The organism is Pseudodesulfovibrio sp. S3, assembly GCF_004025585.1.
In the GTDB taxonomy this organism is placed as follows: Bacteria; Desulfobacterota; Desulfovibrionia; order Desulfovibrionales; family Desulfovibrionaceae; genus Pseudodesulfovibrio.
This window is the reverse complement of the sequence record NZ_QTZO01000010.1, coordinates 38,113-57,066: the sequence shown is the minus strand read 5'-3', so window position 1 is coordinate 57,066 and position 18,954 is coordinate 38,113. Positions and strand designations below refer to the sequence as shown.

The 18,954-nt window shown below is 51.9% G+C and carries 13 protein-coding genes; 6 read left to right on the top strand and 7 right to left on the bottom strand.

Going from position 1 to position 18,954, the window contains the following annotated elements; translation table 11 throughout:
* The first annotated feature begins 6 nt into the window (after nt 1–6).
* The 4 genes from DWB63_RS11820 to DWB63_RS11805 all read left to right on the top strand — a co-directional run bounded on the left by DWB63_RS11820 (nt 7) and on the right by DWB63_RS11805 (nt 7,561).
* A complete protein-coding gene (locus tag DWB63_RS11820; protein ID WP_128329040.1) occupies nt 7–1,263 on the top strand; it encodes an alpha/beta hydrolase in 1,257 nt (418 codons plus the stop codon).
* Nucleotides 1,264–1,282: 19 nt separating this feature from the next.
* Complete coding sequence (locus tag DWB63_RS11815; protein ID WP_241648823.1) at nt 1,283–2,371, top strand: hypothetical protein; 1,089 nt, start codon at nt 1,283–1,285, stop codon at nt 2,369–2,371.
* A 236-nt stretch (nt 2,372–2,607) separates the two neighbouring features.
* On the top strand, nt 2,608–6,063 hold the full coding sequence (locus DWB63_RS11810) for a response regulator (protein WP_128329039.1): 3,456 nt from the start codon (nt 2,608–2,610) through the stop codon (nt 6,061–6,063).
* 574 nt (nt 6,064–6,637) lie between these two features.
* Complete coding sequence (locus DWB63_RS11805) at nt 6,638–7,561, top strand: polysaccharide deacetylase family protein (RefSeq protein WP_128329038.1); 924 nt, start codon at nt 6,638–6,640, stop codon at nt 7,559–7,561.
* A 251-nt stretch (nt 7,562–7,812) separates the two neighbouring features.
* On the opposite strand, the gene DWB63_RS11800 is transcribed toward DWB63_RS11805, so the two are convergent.
* Nucleotides 7,813–7,980, bottom strand: coding sequence for a YqaE/Pmp3 family membrane protein (locus DWB63_RS11800; RefSeq protein ID WP_128329037.1), 168 nt, complete (start codon nt 7,978–7,980; stop codon nt 7,813–7,815).
* 87 nt (nt 7,981–8,067) lie between these two features.
* Nucleotides 8,068–8,955, bottom strand: coding sequence for an alpha/beta hydrolase (locus DWB63_RS11795; protein ID WP_128329036.1), 888 nt, complete (start codon nt 8,953–8,955; stop codon nt 8,068–8,070).
* A 531-nt stretch (nt 8,956–9,486) separates the two neighbouring features.
* Here DWB63_RS11795 and DWB63_RS11790 point away from each other — a divergent pair.
* Nucleotides 9,487–9,732 (top strand): ribbon-helix-helix protein, CopG family, encoded by a 246-nt coding sequence (locus DWB63_RS11790; RefSeq protein WP_128329035.1) that lies wholly within the window; start codon nt 9,487–9,489, stop codon nt 9,730–9,732.
* Nucleotides 9,719–9,997: a type II toxin-antitoxin system RelE/ParE family toxin gene (locus tag DWB63_RS11785; RefSeq protein ID WP_241648822.1), complete on the top strand. Its 279-nt coding sequence runs from the start codon at nt 9,719–9,721 to the stop codon at nt 9,995–9,997. The genes DWB63_RS11790 and DWB63_RS11785 overlap by 14 nt, the downstream gene beginning before the upstream one ends.
* Nucleotides 9,998–10,144: 147 nt before the next feature.
* Here the strand turns inward: DWB63_RS11785 and DWB63_RS11780 are convergent, their stop codons facing one another.
* From DWB63_RS11780 to DWB63_RS11760, 5 genes are read right to left on the bottom strand one after another with little or no spacing between them, the layout of a single operon-like run.
* On the bottom strand, nt 10,145–10,999 hold the full coding sequence (locus DWB63_RS11780) for a GIY-YIG nuclease family protein (protein ID WP_128329093.1): 855 nt from the start codon (nt 10,997–10,999) through the stop codon (nt 10,145–10,147).
* Between the two features lie 38 nt (nt 11,000–11,037).
* Nucleotides 11,038–14,397: a DEAD/DEAH box helicase family protein gene (locus tag DWB63_RS11775; protein WP_128329034.1), complete on the bottom strand. Its 3,360-nt coding sequence runs from the start codon at nt 14,395–14,397 to the stop codon at nt 11,038–11,040.
* 35 nt (nt 14,398–14,432) lie between these two features.
* Nucleotides 14,433–16,247: a DUF4209 domain-containing protein gene (locus DWB63_RS11770; RefSeq protein ID WP_128329033.1), complete on the bottom strand. Its 1,815-nt coding sequence runs from the start codon at nt 16,245–16,247 to the stop codon at nt 14,433–14,435.
* Nucleotides 16,248–16,259: 12 nt separating this feature from the next.
* Nucleotides 16,260–17,435: a restriction endonuclease subunit S gene (locus tag DWB63_RS11765; protein WP_128329032.1), complete on the bottom strand. Its 1,176-nt coding sequence runs from the start codon at nt 17,433–17,435 to the stop codon at nt 16,260–16,262.
* Entirely contained in the window at nt 17,432–18,910 is a 1,479-nt protein-coding gene (locus DWB63_RS11760) for a class I SAM-dependent DNA methyltransferase (protein ID WP_128329031.1), read from the bottom strand. Before DWB63_RS11760 ends, DWB63_RS11765 begins: the two co-directional genes overlap by 4 nt.
* Between the last annotated feature and the right edge of the window lie 44 nt (nt 18,911–18,954).

Here is an 18,954-nt window from a genome sequence, read left to right as displayed (position 1 = left end):
GGCACCATGAGGTTAATCCTGTTCATAGCGAGCGTTGCGGTCCTGCTCATGCCCCTGAGCGGTGTTCGGGCAGAGGAAGGCGGCAAGGCCTTTGACGCTCACGCCACCAGTTTCAGCTATTTCTTCAAAGATGCGGATATGGATTTTCATTTCGGCAATCTCATTCTCGGGTCAGCCAAGAACGGGGGCGTCGAGATCGGCGAGGCCTTTTATGCCGCCTCGCAGATCAAGGACGGCGATGCGGCAAGCTGGCAGTCTGCATGGTATGAGCTTGCAGGGCGAGTGGAAGCCCGTGGTGCCAAGGCGCTGAAAGACGGTCACACCGTGAGCGCGCGTGACCAATTGCTTCGAGCCGCCTATTACTACCGTATTTCCTTGCTGGCCATGCAGGCGGACAACCCCGAGATGGAGAAGCGGGGGCTGAAGTGCCGCAGCCTCATGAAACAGGCAGGAGCGCTTTTTGATCCGCCCCTTGAGTATTTTGAAATACCTTTCGAGGATACGGTGCTTCCGGGGTTTTTCCGCAAGGCGGATAATTCCGGCAAACCCGCAAAAACACTGCTGATGATTGGCGGGGGCGAGACATACATCGAAGATCTTTTCTTCTACATCGCCCCGCAATCGCATGATCGAGGGTATAATTTCATGACTGTCGATCTGCCGGGCCAGGGCATGTTGCCACATTCCGGTCATGTCTTCCGCACCGATACGAATGTTCCGATGAAGGCGGTTGTGGACTATGCCCTCAGTCGTCCTGAAGTCGATCCGGACAAATTCGCTGCCTATGGCTTCAGCGGTGGAGGACTGTTCATCCCGCAGGCGGCCATGCACGACTCCCGCTTCAAGGCCATAGCCATGAGTTCTGCGGTTGTGGATGCCCATGCTCTGTTTGCCACCATGCCTGCGGCCTTTGCGTCGCAAAAAGAGATGCAGTCGTGGACCCCGTTTCATGCAGGCGTTGTCAGCTCCATCTGCTGGCGATACGGCGTGGACAAGCCATCGCAGCTCATTGAAGCCAATCGAGGCAATGTCTTTGATTCAACGAAGATCGCGGCACCGGCCCTGCTCCTGATGGGTGAAGGGGAATACCGCAGCAAGGAAGTACAACGTCAGCAGAAGATTGCATTGGTTGGTTTCCGTGATCCCCGGAGCACAATAATTGTCACTCCTTCCGATGAAGGGGCTACAAACCATTGTCTTATGGAGAATCGCAGCATGGTTGGCCTGGTTCTGTTCGACTGGCTGGATACGGTATTTCAATAGCCATTGAAGGGGAAGTCGGATGATGAAACGTCTCTCTCGTATTGCCTTGCTCGGAATGCTGATGTCGGTCCTGGTGGCCGGCTGTGCCGGACTTGGCCCGAAGCATGTGGAAAGAGATCGCATCGAATACACTCTGTCGATGGCTGATTCCTGGAAGCGACAGATTCTTCTGAATGTTGTAAGGATTCGGTATGTTGAACCTCTTTCATTCATTGATGTCGGTGAAATAGTCTCAGCGTATTCCTTGGAGACCGGGGGAAGTGCCGGAAGCTCGTTTAATCTGTTCTCGGGAGCGGGTGACACCGCCTTGTTTGACCTTGGCGCCACAGCAAAATACACGGATCGGCCTACCATCACATATCGTCCATTGACAGGGCTGGCATTTTTCAGGGGAATAATGTCGCCCATGCCGCTGCTGCACGTGCTTATGAGCATCGAGTCCGGCGTTTCTGTAGAGTTCCTGCTCCGTTTGGGCGTTCGCAGCATTAACGGACTGCGCAATGAAACCATAACCTCGACTGGATATCGGGCGGTTGATTCCCGATTCGTCCAGGCCGTGAAGCTTCTTGCCAGCCTGCAAAGTGCCAATGCCCTGCATGTGGATCGGGCAATCTCAGAACCTGGTGCCCCTCCATGCCTTCGACTCCGTTTTGGATCGAATAATGAAGACCTTGTGGAAGCGGCTCAGGTGAAAGATCTCAAAGGGCTTCTTGGGCTGGATCCGGACACGAACAGTTTCGTTTTAGGATTCGGGGCAACCGCCAATGGCGACAAGACGATTATGTTGCAAACGTATTCGCTTGCGCAGGTGCTTGCTTCGGTTTCCGGGCGGGTGGACATGCCCGAAGGCGATGTGGCCTCACATAGGGCGTTGCCAGGAATGCCCACATCGGAAGATGACGGACTGTTCAGAGAGGGTATGGTCCGGTCATCGAAGATCAAGCCTGAAGAAGCTTTCGTATCGGTGCAATATCGAGGAAACTGGTTTTGGGTCGATGACTTCGATCTCAGAACAAAAAAGGTATTCTCATTTATTATGCTCGCTTTTACTTTGATGGACAAAGGTTCGCAAGATTCGCAACTCCAACTGACTGTTCCGACGCAGTAAGTTGGGTCGATGGTGGATATCTTTTCCATGAAACGGATAACCGTGTCGGATTGTCAGTGAAGAGTAGGAGCCACCGGGCGAATGTCCGGTGGCTCTTGTGCACCGAGTACGCGGCAGGGGATGGTTCATTTCACTTTTTTATCATTTTTCTATTTGAAAAACTGGACTTTATTGTGTTTGCACGCCATGGAGTTAAACTGTTGCGAAGATTCAACGGAGTACCATCGGAACGATTCATGATCCTGTCTGCAATGAAGTCTCGGCTGCCCTCAATCTGTTTCATCCTGCTCGTCTTGAGCATGACGCTTTTTCTTGTCGGTTGTTCCCCGAAGGAGAATCCCCCGCGAGTCGTGGCTGGAGTGATTGATTTTTCCTCCTGGGATTTCAGTGCCAGTGGGCCGGTGCGTCTTTTCGGTGAGTGGGAATTCCAGTGGGATGCGCAAGCCGACCCTGCAAGGCTCGCAAAAGACGGCGAGAAGAAAGACTTTTTTCCGGTTCCGAGCCTGTGGCATGGGCGGACCGCCGAGGGTCGCGAGCTGGCTCCCATGGGGAGTGCGGTGTATCGTTTGCGGGTTCGCATGCCTGATAATCATCCCGAGCAGATGGCGGTGTTGGTGGCCGGTGGGCTGTCGACCTGCGAGATATGGATCAACGGTTCAAAAATGGCGGCCAGCGGGACGGTCGGTTTTGATGAACAGAGTGAAAAGCCTCGAGACCATTATGTGATCGCAGAATGCCCGGAATCCTGGCGGCTCATGGATATCATGCTCCGGGTTTCGAATCACCACAATGTGCAGGGCGGGCTGAACGGCGATGTCCTGCTCGGTTTGTCCCCGCAGATTAACGGCTTTTACGGCATACCGCGACTCCTCGGGGCGTGCATGGGCGGGGCATTGTTTTGTCTGGCCCTCTTGTATGTCACCCTTTTCTACATGCGTCGTTCGAGCAGAGAGAATCTGTACTTCGGGCTGTTCTGTCTGTTTTGGTGCATGGCTATTCTCTTCAGTCCGTCTTCCGGGTTCCTGATGACGGTTCTTGTCCCGGCAATCCCGTGGGATTGGTATATCACCTGGTCCATCTTGCCGTATGGGGTGACCATCCCGTTCATGCTCTTGTTTTACCACAGCCTGTTCCCCAAAAAATACGGGAAGATCGTGGAGCGGGTGTATTTGGGCTTCGGCCTGGTGTACATGGCCTATATCCTCGCGACGCCGCCCAATGCATACGATGTGGTTCTGCTTGCCTATTTTAGTGTCAGCGGCCTGGCTTTGGTGTACATGTTCGCCTGCTATTCATTGGACCTGGTCCGAGGGGAGAGGGGCATTGCCATCCTTATGCTGGGATACCTGGCGCTTGGGTTCGCGGAGCTGGATGACATGTTCTTTGACCTCAACATCATTGATGTTGCATCGCTTCGTCCGCTCGGGGTGTTCATTTTCATCCTTTCCTATGCGTTCTACCTTGCGTTCCGTTTTTCCAGTGCTTTTACCAGGACGGAAACCCTGTCCAGGGAGCTGGAACAGAAGAATATCCGTCTGTTGCAGCTCGACAGGCTGAAAGACGAGTTTCTGGCGAACACTACCCACGAGCTGAAGACGCCCCTTGCAGGCATGGTCGGCATTGCCGAGTCCCTGATAGCAGGGGCAGAAGGGGGGATGTCCGAGGCTGCCGCCGCCCATCTGAATGTCATCGCCCACAGCGGGAAACGTCTTTCCAACCTTATCAACGACGTGCAGGACCTCTCGAGGTTGAAGCATCAGGACATTGCCTTGAAATTGGAGGTCGTGAGTCTCTACGCTTCCGCCCAGCGCGTCCTGGCCTTGGCCCAGGCGATGATGGGAGGGAAGAACACGCTCCTCATCAACGAGATTCCTGTGGATTTCCCCAAGGTCATGGCTGACCCGGATCGTCTGGAGCAAGTGTTGTTCAACCTGATAGGGAACAGTCTCAAGTGCACGGAAGGCGGGCATATTGCCATTGCAGCAGCCAGTCAGGGTGGCCGCGTGGAGGTCGCAGTCACCGACACCGGATGCGGTATTGCCCCGGAGGATCAGGAACGCATTTTCAACGCCTATGAGCAAGGGACATCTCCGGGCGCCGGCGGTACCGGCCTGGGGCTTTCCATTTCCCGTTATCTTGTGGAGTTGCACGGCGGCGTACTTGGCGTGCAGTCGGAAAGGGGCGTTGGGAGCAGGTTCTTCTTTACACTTCCTCCGGCGGAAGGTTTTGTGCCGGATTCCGTTGAGCAGTGCGTCGTTTCGGGTACTTCCTCCGTGCCGTTTTCGGCCCTCCACGAATCTTCCTTGAGGGACAATCTGTCTTCCGTTGTTTCCGCTGAATCGTTGTCGAGTTCAGCCGATACCGCAAACGGTGAATACCAAGTGCTTGTGGTGGACGACGAGCCGGTGAACCTGCAAGTGGTGGCCTCCATACTGAATATCGAGGGCATTTCCTTTCGCACTGCGGAAAATGGCTCCACGGCCCTGCGTATGATTGAGAACGGCGACCGGCCGGATATGGTCCTGCTTGATGTGATGATGCCGGACATGAGCGGCTATGCGGTCTGCCGGGAACTGCGCAGGCAATACCCGGCTTCGGTCCTGCCCGTGGTCCTTTTGACGGTGAAGAACCGCGTTGAAGATATTGTGGAAGGGTTTTCTGCCGGGGCCAACGACTATCTTACCAAGCCGTTCGCACGGGAAGAGCTCGGTGCGCGTGTCGCAATCCAGCTGAAACTGAAGGAAGCCTATGGGGTTTTGGAAGAGAACCTGGAACTCAAGCGGGAATTGGAGCTGCGCAGGAAGACGGAGAGCGGCCTTCGTTTCATGCAGGCGCGGCTGGCCACGATTCTCGATTCACTCGACGAAGCCATTGTCGGGGTGAATCTGAGCAATGAAATCGCCTTTTGCAACAAGCCCCTTCAAGCCCTTGTGGGCAGAGACAGTGAATCCCTTCTCGGCAATCCCTTGACATCCATATTGATCGACGCCGGAGAACGGCAGACAGCGGCCTTTCTCGAGTTCATGGCGGGCGGATTCGAAGGGGACGGAAGCCCGGCGCTTTTTGACAAGGTCCCTCTGGTTTCCGAGAAGGAAGAGATTGAGGCCTCCATCTGGTGCAATGTGGTCGAGATTGAGGAAGAAACGCTGTTCTTGTTGTCGGTATATCCCGAGGGAATCCGTGACAGGGATGGCGGGGGCGCGCTCTCTTCGAAACTGATCCGTGAGCTGAGCGAGAATCGACAGCGGATTTTGAGCCTGGAAGAGACCATGCTTTCGCTGGATTCGAAGGACCTCGAAAGCCAGCATCATGTCCTGGAGAATGTGAAGGCGTTCGACGAGCTTCTGGCAAGCCTCAGTTCACGCCTCGGCTCCCGTGCGGACATGCAGGACAAACGTTCCATGGCTGTCCATGTGGTGAACCTTGCCGTGAACTGCTGGACGGCAGCCACCGGAACAACCAAGGCCGACATGGCAGAACAGTCCGGCTTGTGGAATGTCTATATGGAACGGGACGGATACTTCAGAACGCAAACCCTGGACAAGTACCTCGACTCCGAGCTTCTGCCCCAAAAACCCCGCTGGCAGAAGGTCCTGGTCACTGCTGACTTTGTACTGGCCAACTGCCTTGAAGACACGCCCCTCCGTCGGGAACTGGAAGCCGCCGCCACCACCTTGCGGGCATTTTTTTAACGCCACCCCCTTGGCATACGGTAGAATGCTTCTGTCCGTGAACTGATGCGGAGTGCCTGAGGAAAATGGGATTGGGAAATTCTTTTGATATTATTGATAAATTTGAATTCGGTAGTGTGTCCTCCTAATCCGAAGCGCAACCACTGGTACGTTGTTTTCGGCTTGTTTCAGAATACTCAGAATCTGGCTGTCATCTTCCTGTAAAATCTCCTGCATTTTGATTGCGAGAAAATTCTACTTTTCAGAACTACTTTTTTGCGGGGGGGACACCGTTCACGTTGTTAGACTTGTTTCGTTTTTTATTATATTCCATGCCCTTGATGATTTTATGCGGTTGATCTGGATAAAATCGAACTCGCGAATTCTTGAGTTGAAATGCCCCTTCACCTTTAAGGTGATGTGATGAATCTACATTCAAAGTGGGAGGAATGCTTATTCAAGAGAGTGTTTATATAACATTCATTTTTTTGAGAACACATAATTCATTAATGCCAACCGGACAGGATTTACTCGAAGATAAATTCCACAGTGCTCCGTACTTGTGAGATTCAGCAGAGCCTATCAAGAGGAAAAAATGAAAAAAGTACATATTCCACAAAGACTATTGATCACATTCCTGACAGTTCTCTCACTTTGCCTGCCCGCAATTGGTCAGGCAAAGAGTATAGCTCTTTCATTCGATGACGGCCTGGACCCACGGAGTCAGCCGATGGCCGCTTCGTGGAATTCATCCATTTTAACAGCGTTGTCAAAAGCACAAGTTACGTCCATCTTGTTTGCTGCAGGAAAGCGAGTCGACTCCCCCGCTGGCCTCAGGTTGGTAAAAGACTGGGGCAATGCAGGTCACGTGATTGCCAATCACACCTATTCCCATGCAAACTTTGGATCAAAGCAGGTTACGCTTGAGCAATTCATTGCTGACACAGAAAAAAATGAAGTGTTGTTAAAAGGTATTCCAGGTTGGACAAAGCGATTTCGTTTTCCTTATCTTAAAGAAGGCGAAACGGCATCGAAACGTGACGGATTCAAAAGTTGGTTGACGAATCACGGATATAAATCAGGAGCTGTCAGTGTTGACGCCAGCGACTGGTACTACAACAAACGATATCTGGAGTGGATTAAAGCTCACCCTGACGAAGATGTGTCTTCGTTTCGCACTGCCTATCTAAAACACTTGTGGAACCGTACTATGTATTACGATTCTTTATCTGAAAAAACGCTGAAGAGAAGCGTAAAACATATTATTCTTTTACATACCAACGCCATTAACGCTGCATTTTTGCCCGATATCATTACTATGTACAAATCAAATGGATGGGAGATTATCTCTCCAGACTCAGCATACGAAGACCCTCTTTACGCCATGGAATTGACAGGGTTACCTGCAGGCGAGAGTATTCTTTGGGCTTTGGCAAAACAACAGGGTGTTAATGGATTGCGTTATCCTGCAGAAAGTGACGAATACGAAAAACCATTGATGGATAAGCTTGGGCTGTAGGAGGCTTATCAAAATCAGCAGTTAATTTGGAGATTTGGCGCCCCAACAAACAGGAAGTCCTTTAAGATCCTTGGCTTTGATGGGTTCCTTTTTTAGGGCCAGGGCTTTATGCAGGTTCCCTGTTTTTCAGGTCCATCCATGCCGGGCAATTGCCCGGCATGGATGGTACATTCGAGCGGCATCAGATTGCTTTTGATGGTTGGATTTTCTGATGAGAATTTAAGCAAAGGTGCGTTAAGGGTTTGGTTAAATCATTTTTTGTTTTTAACAATAATCCAAACAGCATGAACTATTCCAGGGACAACGCCCAATACTGTTAAGATAATATTTATCCAAAAATGTTTTCCAAAACCGACTTGGATGAAAGCAGCCACAGGTGGGAATATTATTGCGCATATGATTTTCACAAGATCTTTCATGTTCCCTCTTTCTTTTGCTTATTGGAATATCTCCACTAACACCGTAAAAAACGATGTAAATGGAGCGTAGCGAAATTCGCATCCGATTTAATTGGTTTTGTTATGCCCTTTTTGCAGGTGTTCATGGATTCGTTCAATAAGAATTAGCCAAATATCCTTGCTGAAAAACATGTGGCCAGCTTTTTTCAGGAGAAAAAAATCGGCAGTTGGCAAAGACTTGGCAAGTCTTTTTGTGTTTTCTGGATTTGATGGCAAATAGTCTTTTTCTCCATGTATAAATAAAAGTGGTTTATCAATTTCTTTTAGCTCTTGGAAAATATCTCGAATCCCCGACTGAACATTGGTATGATTCCATGCGGGACCAATAATTTCCGTTTCGTAAATGGTGCGGGTATATTTTTCAGCCATCTCTTCGTCTAAAACCCAATCACCATTTAATGCCCGCCAAATTTTTTGGAATTCTCGAAGCCCTTTGTTAACGTCTTGATACATCGGGTTTGCCATCAATATACCCCATAGCTCCTCTGTAATGCGTGGGTCGGTTTCGACAAAAGGGATATTTCCTTTCGCCAGTATTGGGCTGGAAATGGCTGTGAGCGAAATGATTTTTTCCGGATATGTTACTGCAAACAATTGTGCGATCGCCCCACCCAAAGAGTGGCCAATGATATGACAGCTTTTGTCTGTGATGCTTTCAAGAACATTTTTTGCATCAGTAACCATATCATAAATCGTATATGGCAATTCAATCCCACTTCCGGGCGCATTTTGAGGAAAATGTGTTGATCTTCCAATGTCCCTGTTGTCAAATCGTATTACGCAATATCCACGGGCGGACAGTGATTCACAAAACTTTGTTTCCCAAAAAACTGCTGGCGCCATTGCCCCTGCGATCAATAATACGGGGGTGTTGTCAAGGTTGCCGAATGCCTTGGCGCAGATTTCAACAGATTCGGTTTTTATTATTTTATTCATGAATAACGGCCCATCTTGTGCTGGAATTCCTTCCAGCTTCTTTTGATTTTGCGGCGGCCTTTCCTGGCTTGGCTCCGCTCTCTGGCGCAGGCTTTCCCCATGCCTCTTTCTCTAGGATTCTGCAACCTCTTGGCCGGAGCGATGTCATTCTATGGCAAAAAATGGGGAGACCTTCCTGATTTTATCAAGCGAGACAAATAAAGAGAGAAGCCGCGTGGGTATTGGTTCTCGGGATTTTTATACACAAAAGAAAAACGGGCTACAGCTTTCACTGTAACCCGTTGAAATAGCTTGGCGTCCCCAAGGGGGTTTGAACCCCTGTTGCCGGCGTGAGAGAACTGTCGCTCTGGATGGCACTCACGGCCTTAAGCGGCTTACTGCAAGGGTTTTATAATCTTGTGTTGCCGTTTTACCCTTCTTTTTTGAGTCTGATCGACACGTAATCGACACGTGACCGATCTCAAGTGAACGAAGCAGAAAGGCGTTGACTACAATGTACACAATGTTTATCTTGTATTCGAGGAGTTGATCATGAGTACAGTTACAGCCCGTATCCCGGAAGAGACAGCCACTAAGTTGAACGATCTGGCCAAGGCCACCAATCGCAGCAAGTCATTTCTTGTTGCCAACGCCTTGGAGCAATTCCTTGACGAACAGGCATGGCAGGTCTCCAGAATCAATGAAAGTGTTGCCCAAGCCGATGCTGGCGAGTTTGCAACTGACTCTGAGGTCAAGCAAGCCTTCGCCAAGTGGGGGCTGACCGTTGACGCTGACTAGAATTAAGTGGACTCCCAACGCCCTCCAAGACCTTGATCGAGTCCGAGTCTACCTAGCAGAGAGTGCGGGCGAGGATGTTGTCCTCTCCGAAGCTCAACGCATCTGGGATGGCTGCCAACGCCTCAAAGAGTTCCCCGAAAGCGGTCGTCCCGGCCGAGTCCCCATGACCCGCGAAGTGCTGGCTCTTCCCTACATCATCCCTTACCGAATCAAAGACGATTGCGTTGAGATTCTGAATATCTTTCATTCTGCGCAGAAGCGATAGTCGGCTTAGAAGAAAGACCGGATTTTTACGGTAGCTCAGGCGTTAAGCGGCTTGCTGCAAGGGATTTGTGGTCTTGTGAATCTAAATCGTCCATATTCTGGCGTAGTGTTTTACACGTAGATTTACACACAAGGGAACTCTCGGTGACTAGCTTTCCATTGTGCTCGCCGTTTGGATTGTCTTAAGGGTGTTACCCTTTGAGTCTTTCCAGCATGTCCTACCGTTTGAGCTTCGGCCTTGGATAACCCCCGCTGCGGTGCTAGGAGAGGAGAAGGCGTAATCTTCAGTGAAAATGTAGTGTCCATCCTGAACTTGCAGGACATTCTTCTTGACGAGGTCGCTTCTGAGGCTGGTGAGATATTGGTGGATGGACGGTACTTCCTCGATCACTCCCTCCGAGCCTTCAAGGACAACAAAGCCTTTACTGGTCTCATAGCCTTTTGCCTTGATTCCCTTGGTCTTGATGTAAAGCAGATGCCTTTCCCCTTGCACCTGGTCCGGCTTTTCAAAAACTGACAGGCCTAGGAGAGGGAAGACCTTGAGCATATCTTGGATAAAGCTCTCCATGTCCGCAACATCGGCTTCGGACAGGTTCGGTTGGCTTGAGTCGTTGGAGTTATCTAAGTTGCACTGTTTGACGTCCTTGGCCAACTGGATGAGGCGGCTTTCCAGGTATTTAACGTGTGCCTTGTTCAGGCTTAGATTGCTAGTTACGAAGAATACGCCCCAGTTCCAAAAATCTTTTTTTGCATAATGGTTATCCAGTCTCGGACGCACGGGATCGCCTTCACCAATGTAGAGGGTTGGCAAGCTACTGTCCTCAGACGAGCCGACCAAAACGTATACGCCTGTACGCTGGAACTCTTCCCGTTTTAATGCATCTTTATACCCAGACCGGGAAAACACCACGCCGAGGCCTGTCCAGTTTGATTTTTCGATCAGCCGGAGGCCATCGGGGTCTCCATCCGGCAAGAATATTTTGATTGAATAAGGTTGCATCAGGGGGGTATTGTGCACAGAAACCTCACGAGAAGATATAGTTATGCTACGGCGTTACTGTTCACGTTTTGCAAGCATTCCACCACTTTTCTGGCATCCTCGATCGGGAATACCCCGGCCACCCCGGACGAATGGTCATCAGTGAACGGCGGAGACTCGAAAAGCAGTTTTGGGTCCATAGTACCGGTTTGGGTCAGATGGTCGATGATCAAATTGACGAAATGAATCTGGTTGGAGTTGTATCGGCCATCCTCCAGGAAGTCGGCGAAAGCCACCTGAGCCGCAGCTCGATCCAGACCGACCAAACCGCGTATCAATTCTCCAAGTGAACTCCCGTTTTTAAACGCATGCTCCAGGCGATCCTTGCCACCCACCTCTTCGGCCTCATCGAGCATACGCTCCAACTCCTTGATGTCCGAGCCTGTGATGGGCTTGTTCATGCGGAGCTTGTGGATGGTGATGTGGTCCTGGTGCTCGCGGAGATACTGCTGCACCTTCAGACGGTAGCGAGCCATGCTGCCCGCATTGCCGGGAAGTTCTACCTCGTTACCCTTGCCGATTTTGTCCTCGAAGTCAGTATACACCGGCTTTTGATCGGACTTGTCGAGGAAGCGGACCAGTTCCCGGACGATGAGCCGTATCTGCTCCAACAGGCTGCATGACGGTTCGGCCCAAAAATCTGCATCCTGCATGGCTTCGAGCAAGTCGATATTTTGCGCAACCTGCGGGACAGTGCGCTTTTCGACCAGCTTTTCAGCAATACCCATGAGTGCGGCTTTACGGCCTTCGAAAGCCTTGTCTCCCGCAAGCAGTTCGGTCTGGGCGTTGAGGATGAGTAGATCGAAGCGGCGGCAGAATATGTCACCCTCGGCTAACTCCGATTGCAGGGGGGCGAGGTGCTCCACGATGTTCGCCTCGTCTTCTTGAGTCAGGGAGTCCCAGCGGGACAGGTCAGCGTATCGCTCCACGTATTCGCGCGCCGGGCGATTCATGAAGCTGTCGAGGTTCATGCCGCTGACCGTGCGGTACAAAGACTCTTTCACGGACTTCTTGAATTCAGGTTCTGAATCTTGGCGTGACAGGGAGAGCAACAGGTCCAGTCGTTTGAGGAATATCCGTTGATGCAGGGGCGCACTGGCCGTGTTGATGAAACCATCGGGTTGCGCGTTGAAGAACTCGAAATTTTCGCAGAAATCGAAGATCAGGAATTCAGCTTTGTGCTCGCCCGGTGCGAATAGGTCTTCGCACAGCCGGGTGCCGCGTCCTATCATCTGGTGGAATTTGACCTTGGAGTAGACGCGCTTGAAAAAGACGAGGTTCAGCACTTCGGGGACGTCCACCCCAGTGTCGAGCATGTCCACGGAAATGGCGAGGTGTGGGGCATTGTTTGCCACCTCGAATTTTTCCAGCAGGTCTTGGGCGCAGGCGTCGTGACTGTCGATGACGCGAGCGAACTTTCCGGCGTGTTTAGGGAAATTGGCGTCGAACCGCTTTTGAATGAATTCGGCGTGCTTATGGTTGGCGGCAAAGAGGATGGTCTTGCCGAGCCGGTCGCCACCTTCAACCTTGAGGCCGTTGCTCATCAGGTGTTTGAGCACCTTGTCTACGGTATCTTTGTTGAACAGCCACTTATTGAGCATGGACTTGTCCACTTCGCGGACGCCGTTGCCTTCCTCGTCCCAGAAGGTCGCTTCGAACTCCTTTTTCTCCTCATCGCTCAGATCGTCGTACTTGATGCCTTCGCGCTGAAACTTGAGCGGCACGGATATGCATTTGGGCGGGACGAGCCAGCCTTCATCCACAGCCTTATCGAGTTCATAGTGGAAGGTCGGCACGCCGTCTTCCAGCTCGAAAAGAGAGTATGTGTTGTGGTCCACTTCGTCGCGCGGAGTAGCGGTCAGACCGAGGAGCAGGGAATCGAAATATTCGAAGATGGCGCGGTATTTCTGATAGACCGAGCGGTGCGCCTCGTCGATGATGACGAGATCGAAATGACCGATGCCGAATCGCCGTTCCCCGTCTTCCATTTCGTCAATGACGCCCATCATGGTTGGGTAGGTGGAAAGCACCACGCGGGCGGTCTGGCCTTCGCCGCGAGCCTGACGGATGTCCACGGGGTTGCTGTCCGGCAGGTGTTGGAGGAAAGCGTTCTTGGCCTGCTTCACCAATGCGTTGCGATCGGCCAGGAACAGGATGCGCTTAGCCCAGCCAGCGCGTTGCAGGATGTCGGATAAGGCAATGGAGAACCGCGTCTTGCCGGTTCCGGTCGCCATGACCACCAGAGCCTTGCGACGTTTGTCCGTGAAATCCTCGGTAACGCGGCGGATGCCCTCTTCCTGGTATGGCCGCTTGCCGCCTGCTATATCCTTGTTCAGTTCGACGCTAGCCAGTTCCCTGACCTGTGTGCGGCGGAGCATGAGCCGCTCCAATTCGACCTTTTTGTGAAAACCCTGCACCGGGCGCGGCGGGTAGGCGGTATCGTCCCAGAAATTCGTTTCATACCCATTGGTGTAATAGATGAACGGGCGGCGTCCATACATGGCTTCAAGGCAGTTGGCGTACCGCTCGGCCTGCGTCCTGCCTTTCTTGGCGTCCACGGTGGTGCGCTTGGCCTCGACCACGGCCAGCGGTTTGCCGTCATCGCCCCAGAGCACGTAATCGACGTTGCCCTTGCCGCTCTGGTTGGGCATCCCGGTCACGGGGAATTCGCGCACGTCCTTGGCTTCGATGTCCCATCCGGCTTCACGGAGCAGCAGGTCGATGATGTAGGCGCGGGTATCGGCCTCGGAATAGTCGTGGGTGTCCGGGATTTCGGCGTTGCGTTCCTTAGCGGCCTGAATCTGCTTCTTGAGTTCGGTCAGCTCCTCAAGGGCGGCGGTGTGTTCGGCTTCCTTTTCAGCGAGTTGTTTGTCCCGCTCCTCCATCTCCTTTTTCAGGGCTAGAACTTGCTCCTGAGTGCGGTCAGCCTTGGCCGTATCCTTGACTGGCAACAGGTCGGAGCGAAATTCGAATTCCTGCGGTTCGACCTCGGAATAGCTGCGGTACAGCCAGTACAGGAAATGGAAAAGCTCTTTCAGGCAACGGTAGGAGTCCAGCGCAGAGGGCTGCTTGCCGCTGTGGGCCGCAAGGTTGCCGCTGGTATGGATGACCTTGACCTTGGCGAACAATTCGGGCGGCATGTTCTCGCGGAACGTCGGCTCATGGATGAGCGCGCCCAGATTGTCGTTGTAGGGCTGTTTCAGGTAGTCGTCGTGCTTGTATAGCCAGTGGGTGGCGCGTTCCAGGGCGTAACGGCAGGAAAAAAGGCAAGAACGAGGGGCGGTTTGCACCTGCTGCTCGGCTTCGCGGGCGGCATCAAAAAGGTCTGGCCATTCAGATTTGAGGAAGGAGAAGTTCGACACTATACCGACCTTTCAATAAACAGTTTAAGAAGTGTCTACCCGTCTTCCCCGTTTTTTTCAATAGATGTTGCAGGTTCCGCCGTTTCCTGCTCTTGGGTCGCGTGATTGATGAGAGGCAAGCAGCAAATTCGCAGGACGAGCCACCATGTGTATATCGCTGGATCAGAGTAGAAAGCCTGTTGGTGTAATAGGCCGTGGCAGGTTTCGTGTCTGAGGTTTGATCCTGTTTGCTCAATAAGAAGAGTTTTCAGGGCGAATAAAGTCGCGGGTGCGAATTGCTGCTTAACGACATCTTTTTCTAGCATGACATCAAGGCCTTGCTCGCGTTGGGTCCCATTGGAGTTGAGGGATGATGTGATGCCTTCTCCTCTTTCAACAACGTGTCGGAAGCAATTTTCGATTTGTGGAATCAGTAAGTGGCATGCAACAAGGTAGTCCCCATCAAACCCTGCTTTAAGCCCTCTGGCGAAAATGATCTCTCTACCCTCAGGTATAAATGGATTGTTGGACACAATGTGAAAGAGGTCGCCCACCTGTATGGCGTGTTCTTTATTAAACTGATCTAGTGCTGGCCGAATGCCACCCTGGACAGCAAGGCCAACGTGTATTCCGAAATGCTTGTGCATATCGTGCAGTGTGGCTGTTTCATTGGCGTCTTCATCATCGCCTATCGCGGGAGTGGTGGCAGCCGTTTTCCCTTTTCCTGTCATATGCGTAGCACCGACAATTCGAGACAGTGGATATTTCGATGCAAGCTCTTCGACTTGTGCCCGTAAGCGTGTCGGGTCTTCTGGGTGCGTGATAATGGCAAGCGCAACAAGTGCATCGCGTATGTTTTTCCCCGCGACCTGGGCGATAGACCGAGAGACGATTTCTGAAATGTCGATTGGCTCGCTTTCATGAGTCTGCATCTCGCCGACGGCCTTCTTCTGAACGGACAATAAACGCTTATGTAGCTCTTCGGTCTCCTGTCCTAATTGACGAAGGCATTCAATTGCAGACTGGAGAGCCTTGGCTTCTACTATGGCATTCCCTGCCATGCTGGCTTCTGTGAGATACGTTTCAGCGATTCTTTTGCGTGCGTATTTTTCACACTCCTCATTTGATGCTCGCACACACCATTTTGCATGAAGCTCCCAGAAGTCCCGAGCGAGGTGTATGTGTTTATCCTTTTCAGCTTGTTCTGCCATGCCGTCACAGTACGCGATGTACTTGCCCACATCACCTTCGCGCCGTTTGAGCATCTCCTGCAACAGTTGAATCTGAGTCGCACTTGGCTCTTGGGATTTATAATCATCCAGGGCTTCTTCGATTGCAGCTATGGCAGCCTTGTACTCGTCCGCTGCTCCTTTGCCTAATTGGAGGGCAATTGTTGTTGCGCGCGCAAAGCGTTTAGGAAAACCAAACTGATGCTTCTTGGCTAACAGTATTCCAGATTCAACATAGGATTTTGCCGCTTCAATTGCGGCGAGATGCTTGTCTTTGTGGACCTTGGCGGTCCAGAGGGTGTCTGCGATTCGAGCTTTGAATTCCGGTATGTCAACGGAAGGTAAGAACTCATGGAGTGCGAGAGCCTGTTCTTCGCTCAGGTCTTCAGGAAGGAAAGAGCGACCTTTGGGGCCGATCCAGATTGGGCCAAGGTGCGGCGCCCCATCATCGTCTCGTTGGAGCATCATGGAAGCTATGTGCATCAATAGGTGCACGGCTCCTTCGTGATCTGTGCCTTTGTAATCGTTGAATCTTGCGCTGAAGGCTGCGTGGAAGTAGTCGGAAAGCTCTTCATCAGCTTCCGACAAGATGTCTTTCCAGGGGCAGGCTTCAAGCTCTGCTTTTGTGATGATGTGATCCATGGCTTGAAGAGGTTAGAGTTCGCCGCGAAATGCCCGTTGAGAGAGGGAGGCGAAGAGGTCATCCTCTTCTCCTGATTCGCCGACATTGAATCTTTCAAAAACCTTATTCAGGATGCCAACAAATTTTTCTTGCTCTCTCATTGGAGGTGTTGTCACCGGGAGTTTAGCTATTTGCTTCCCATTGATATTAAATTGCACTGCTGTCTGACTCGACTGCTTCAGGAAAAGGGTCCGACCACCATTTGTTTTTAGCCAGAACCAAAAATAGCTTGGATTAATTTGTTCATGATCAAAACGGACTCGCATAACATGTGAGTCGAAGACCAAATTTGTTTCATCTTCTGATACTATTGACGCTTTCCCAAGATGGCTCTGGCTGCCGATTGCTCGTGCCAGCAGGATGTCTCCAATTTCAAGGGAGAATCGGTCTCGATCTTTATCCGACAAATCAATCTCTTGGCAGTTCTCTTGATCAATCCAGTACCTTCCAAGCTGGCCGACTTTTACCACCTGCAAAGCACCACCCTCTTTTGCCGGGGTGATAGTGCCATTTTTAGGGTTAGACTTTATGAGTCTCCCCAACGGCTTCACATCCCACCCCTTGGGATTCGTCACAGGGTCACCAAACATATCCAGAAAGGTAGCCCGCAAAAACTCGTCCGCCATGTCCAGCGCGGCTTTTCGCTTGCGCCGGATAGCGTCCGCCTTGTCCAGAATGGCCGCGATGCGCTTCTGCTCGGAGAGCGGCGGAAGGGGGATTTCGTACTTCTTGAGAAAATCAGTTGTTACTCGTTTTTGCCCAACGGCTCCAGACATCCGCCATGTACCGTAAGCTCTAAAGTCTGGATTCCAAACCGTATAATAAAGATATTGTCCATCCACGTCTTTGTTAGGGCGTAGTACATGAAACTCTGTAGAACCAAATCCTATTTCTGTTGGAAGGCCTGAAAAATAGGCAGCCTTACCATTCTCGAAACAAGGGGTAATTTTAGCGAATACAACGTCATTCTTGGCAAAATACGTGTATCCTTTTTTCAACTCGCCTACTGTTTTGGTTTCGGAAACGCTCCAACTGCCGTCCTCCCCAACATCTGCCATCGCAATAAAGGAGGCCTCGGTATTATGGTCTGTCCCACGCGGCAGCCGGGGGTTGATGTCTATAACTTTTCCAAGCTCAACCATCTTCATCCCAACATCCCCTCAAGCTCATCAAGGTCTGCCAGAATCTCGCGCTCCAACTCCTTCATTCGTCCCAGAATCTCCCTGGGCGGGTCGTACTTCTCTTCCGCGTAGACCAGTTCCTTGTAGCGGTTGATGGACAAGTCGTACTTGTTCCCGGCGATCTCCTCATGCGGGACCAGGAAGCTCTGCTCGGTGCGCGCCCGCTCCGCTTCGGTTACCAGTGATTTCCAGCGTGTCAGGATATCAGGGATGTTGTCGTTCTCATGCTTGCCACCAGTGAGCGGGGTGCGCTTATCGTCCAGGCTGAATCCGTCGGCCCGCATGTCGTAGAACCAGACGTTGTCCGTGCCCCCGGAGTCGGTTTTCGTGAAAATCAAGATGGCCGTAGATACGCCCGCATACGGCTTGAACACGCCCGAAGGCATGGAGATGACCGCGTCCAATTTTTGTTCATCCACTAGCCGCTTACGGATAGCCATATGCGCCTTAGTCGAGCCGAACAGCACGCCGTCCGGTACGATGCACGCGCAACGCCCGCCGATCTTCAAGAGGCGCAGGAACAGGTTGATGAACAGGAGTTCCGTCTTCTTGCTCGACACCGGCTTGAGCAGGTCCGAGGCCACGATGTCGTTATCCAGCGACCCTTTGAAAGGCGGGTTGGCATAGAGCTTAGTGCAGATACCGCTGATGCCTTCGCTTTCCTGGGTCAGGGAATCCCGCGCCTCAATGTGTGGATTTTCCACGCCGTGCAGGACCATGTTCATGACCGCGATGCGCAGCATGGATGAGTCGAAATCAAAACCCGCGAACATTGTGCCATTGAAGTGCTTGCGCAGCCGGTCGTCCTGGAACAGTTCCGGGTGCGTCTCGCGCATATATTCCCCGGCAGCCATGAGGAAACCAGCCGTGCCACAGGCCGGGTCACAGATGGTGTCTTCCGGCGTCGGCTCCAGCATCTCGACCATCATCTTGATGATATGGCGCGGCGTGCGGAATTGCCCGTTCACTCCGGCCGTGGTCAGCTTGGAAAGCAGATATTCGTAAAGGTCGCCCTTGGTGTCCCGGTCATCCATGGGGATATCGTCGATGAGGTCCACAACCTTGGAAAGCAGCCCCGCGTTGGGGATGACGAACACGGCATCCTTCATGAACCGGGCATAGGCCGTACCATTGCCGTTCATGGTCTTGATGAACTGGAACAATCCTTCCGGCCGGATCATGATGTCGAACATCTCGGCAGGAGCTTTATCCCTCAATGCGGACCATCGGAATTCCTCCTGATCGCCCGTAAAGATGGGGTTCTTGATCTCACCGCCCAGAATGCTTGCCTGCATCTCCTTCGCGGTGTGCATTTCATCAAGCCTGCGAATAAACAGCAGATACGAAATCTGCTCAATAACCGTCAGCGGATTGGTAACGCCCCCCGACCAGAAGGCATTCCAAACGTTATCTATCTTGGATTTCAGTGTCCCGGTAACCATATGAGTTTCCTGTATGCTTGTGAATGAATGTTGGGGGAGGTTGT

Excerpts from the sequence above, each read along its gene's own strand:
- DWB63_RS11820 (WP_128329040.1), top strand. The coding sequence starts at position 7 with ATGAGGTTAATCCTGTTCATAGCGAGCGTTGCGGTCCTGCTCATGCCC.
- DWB63_RS11815 (WP_241648823.1), top strand. The coding sequence starts at position 1,283 with ATGATGAAACGTCTCTCTCGTATTGCCTTGCTCGGAATGCTGATGTCG.
- DWB63_RS11810 (WP_128329039.1), top strand. The coding sequence starts at position 2,608 with ATGATCCTGTCTGCAATGAAGTCTCGGCTGCCCTCAATCTGTTTCATC.
- DWB63_RS11805 (WP_128329038.1), top strand. The coding sequence starts at position 6,638 with ATGAAAAAAGTACATATTCCACAAAGACTATTGATCACATTCCTGACA.
- DWB63_RS11800 (WP_128329037.1), bottom strand. The coding sequence starts at position 7,980 with ATGAAAGATCTTGTGAAAATCATATGCGCAATAATATTCCCACCTGTG.
- DWB63_RS11795 (WP_128329036.1), bottom strand. The coding sequence starts at position 8,955 with ATGAATAAAATAATAAAAACCGAATCTGTTGAAATCTGCGCCAAGGCA.
- DWB63_RS11790 (WP_128329035.1), top strand. The coding sequence starts at position 9,487 with ATGAGTACAGTTACAGCCCGTATCCCGGAAGAGACAGCCACTAAGTTG.
- DWB63_RS11770 (WP_128329033.1), bottom strand. The coding sequence starts at position 16,247 with ATGGATCACATCATCACAAAAGCAGAGCTTGAAGCCTGCCCCTGGAAA.
- DWB63_RS11765 (WP_128329032.1), bottom strand. The coding sequence starts at position 17,435 with ATGAAGATGGTTGAGCTTGGAAAAGTTATAGACATCAACCCCCGGCTG.
- DWB63_RS11760 (WP_128329031.1), bottom strand. The coding sequence starts at position 18,910 with ATGGTTACCGGGACACTGAAATCCAAGATAGATAACGTTTGGAATGCC.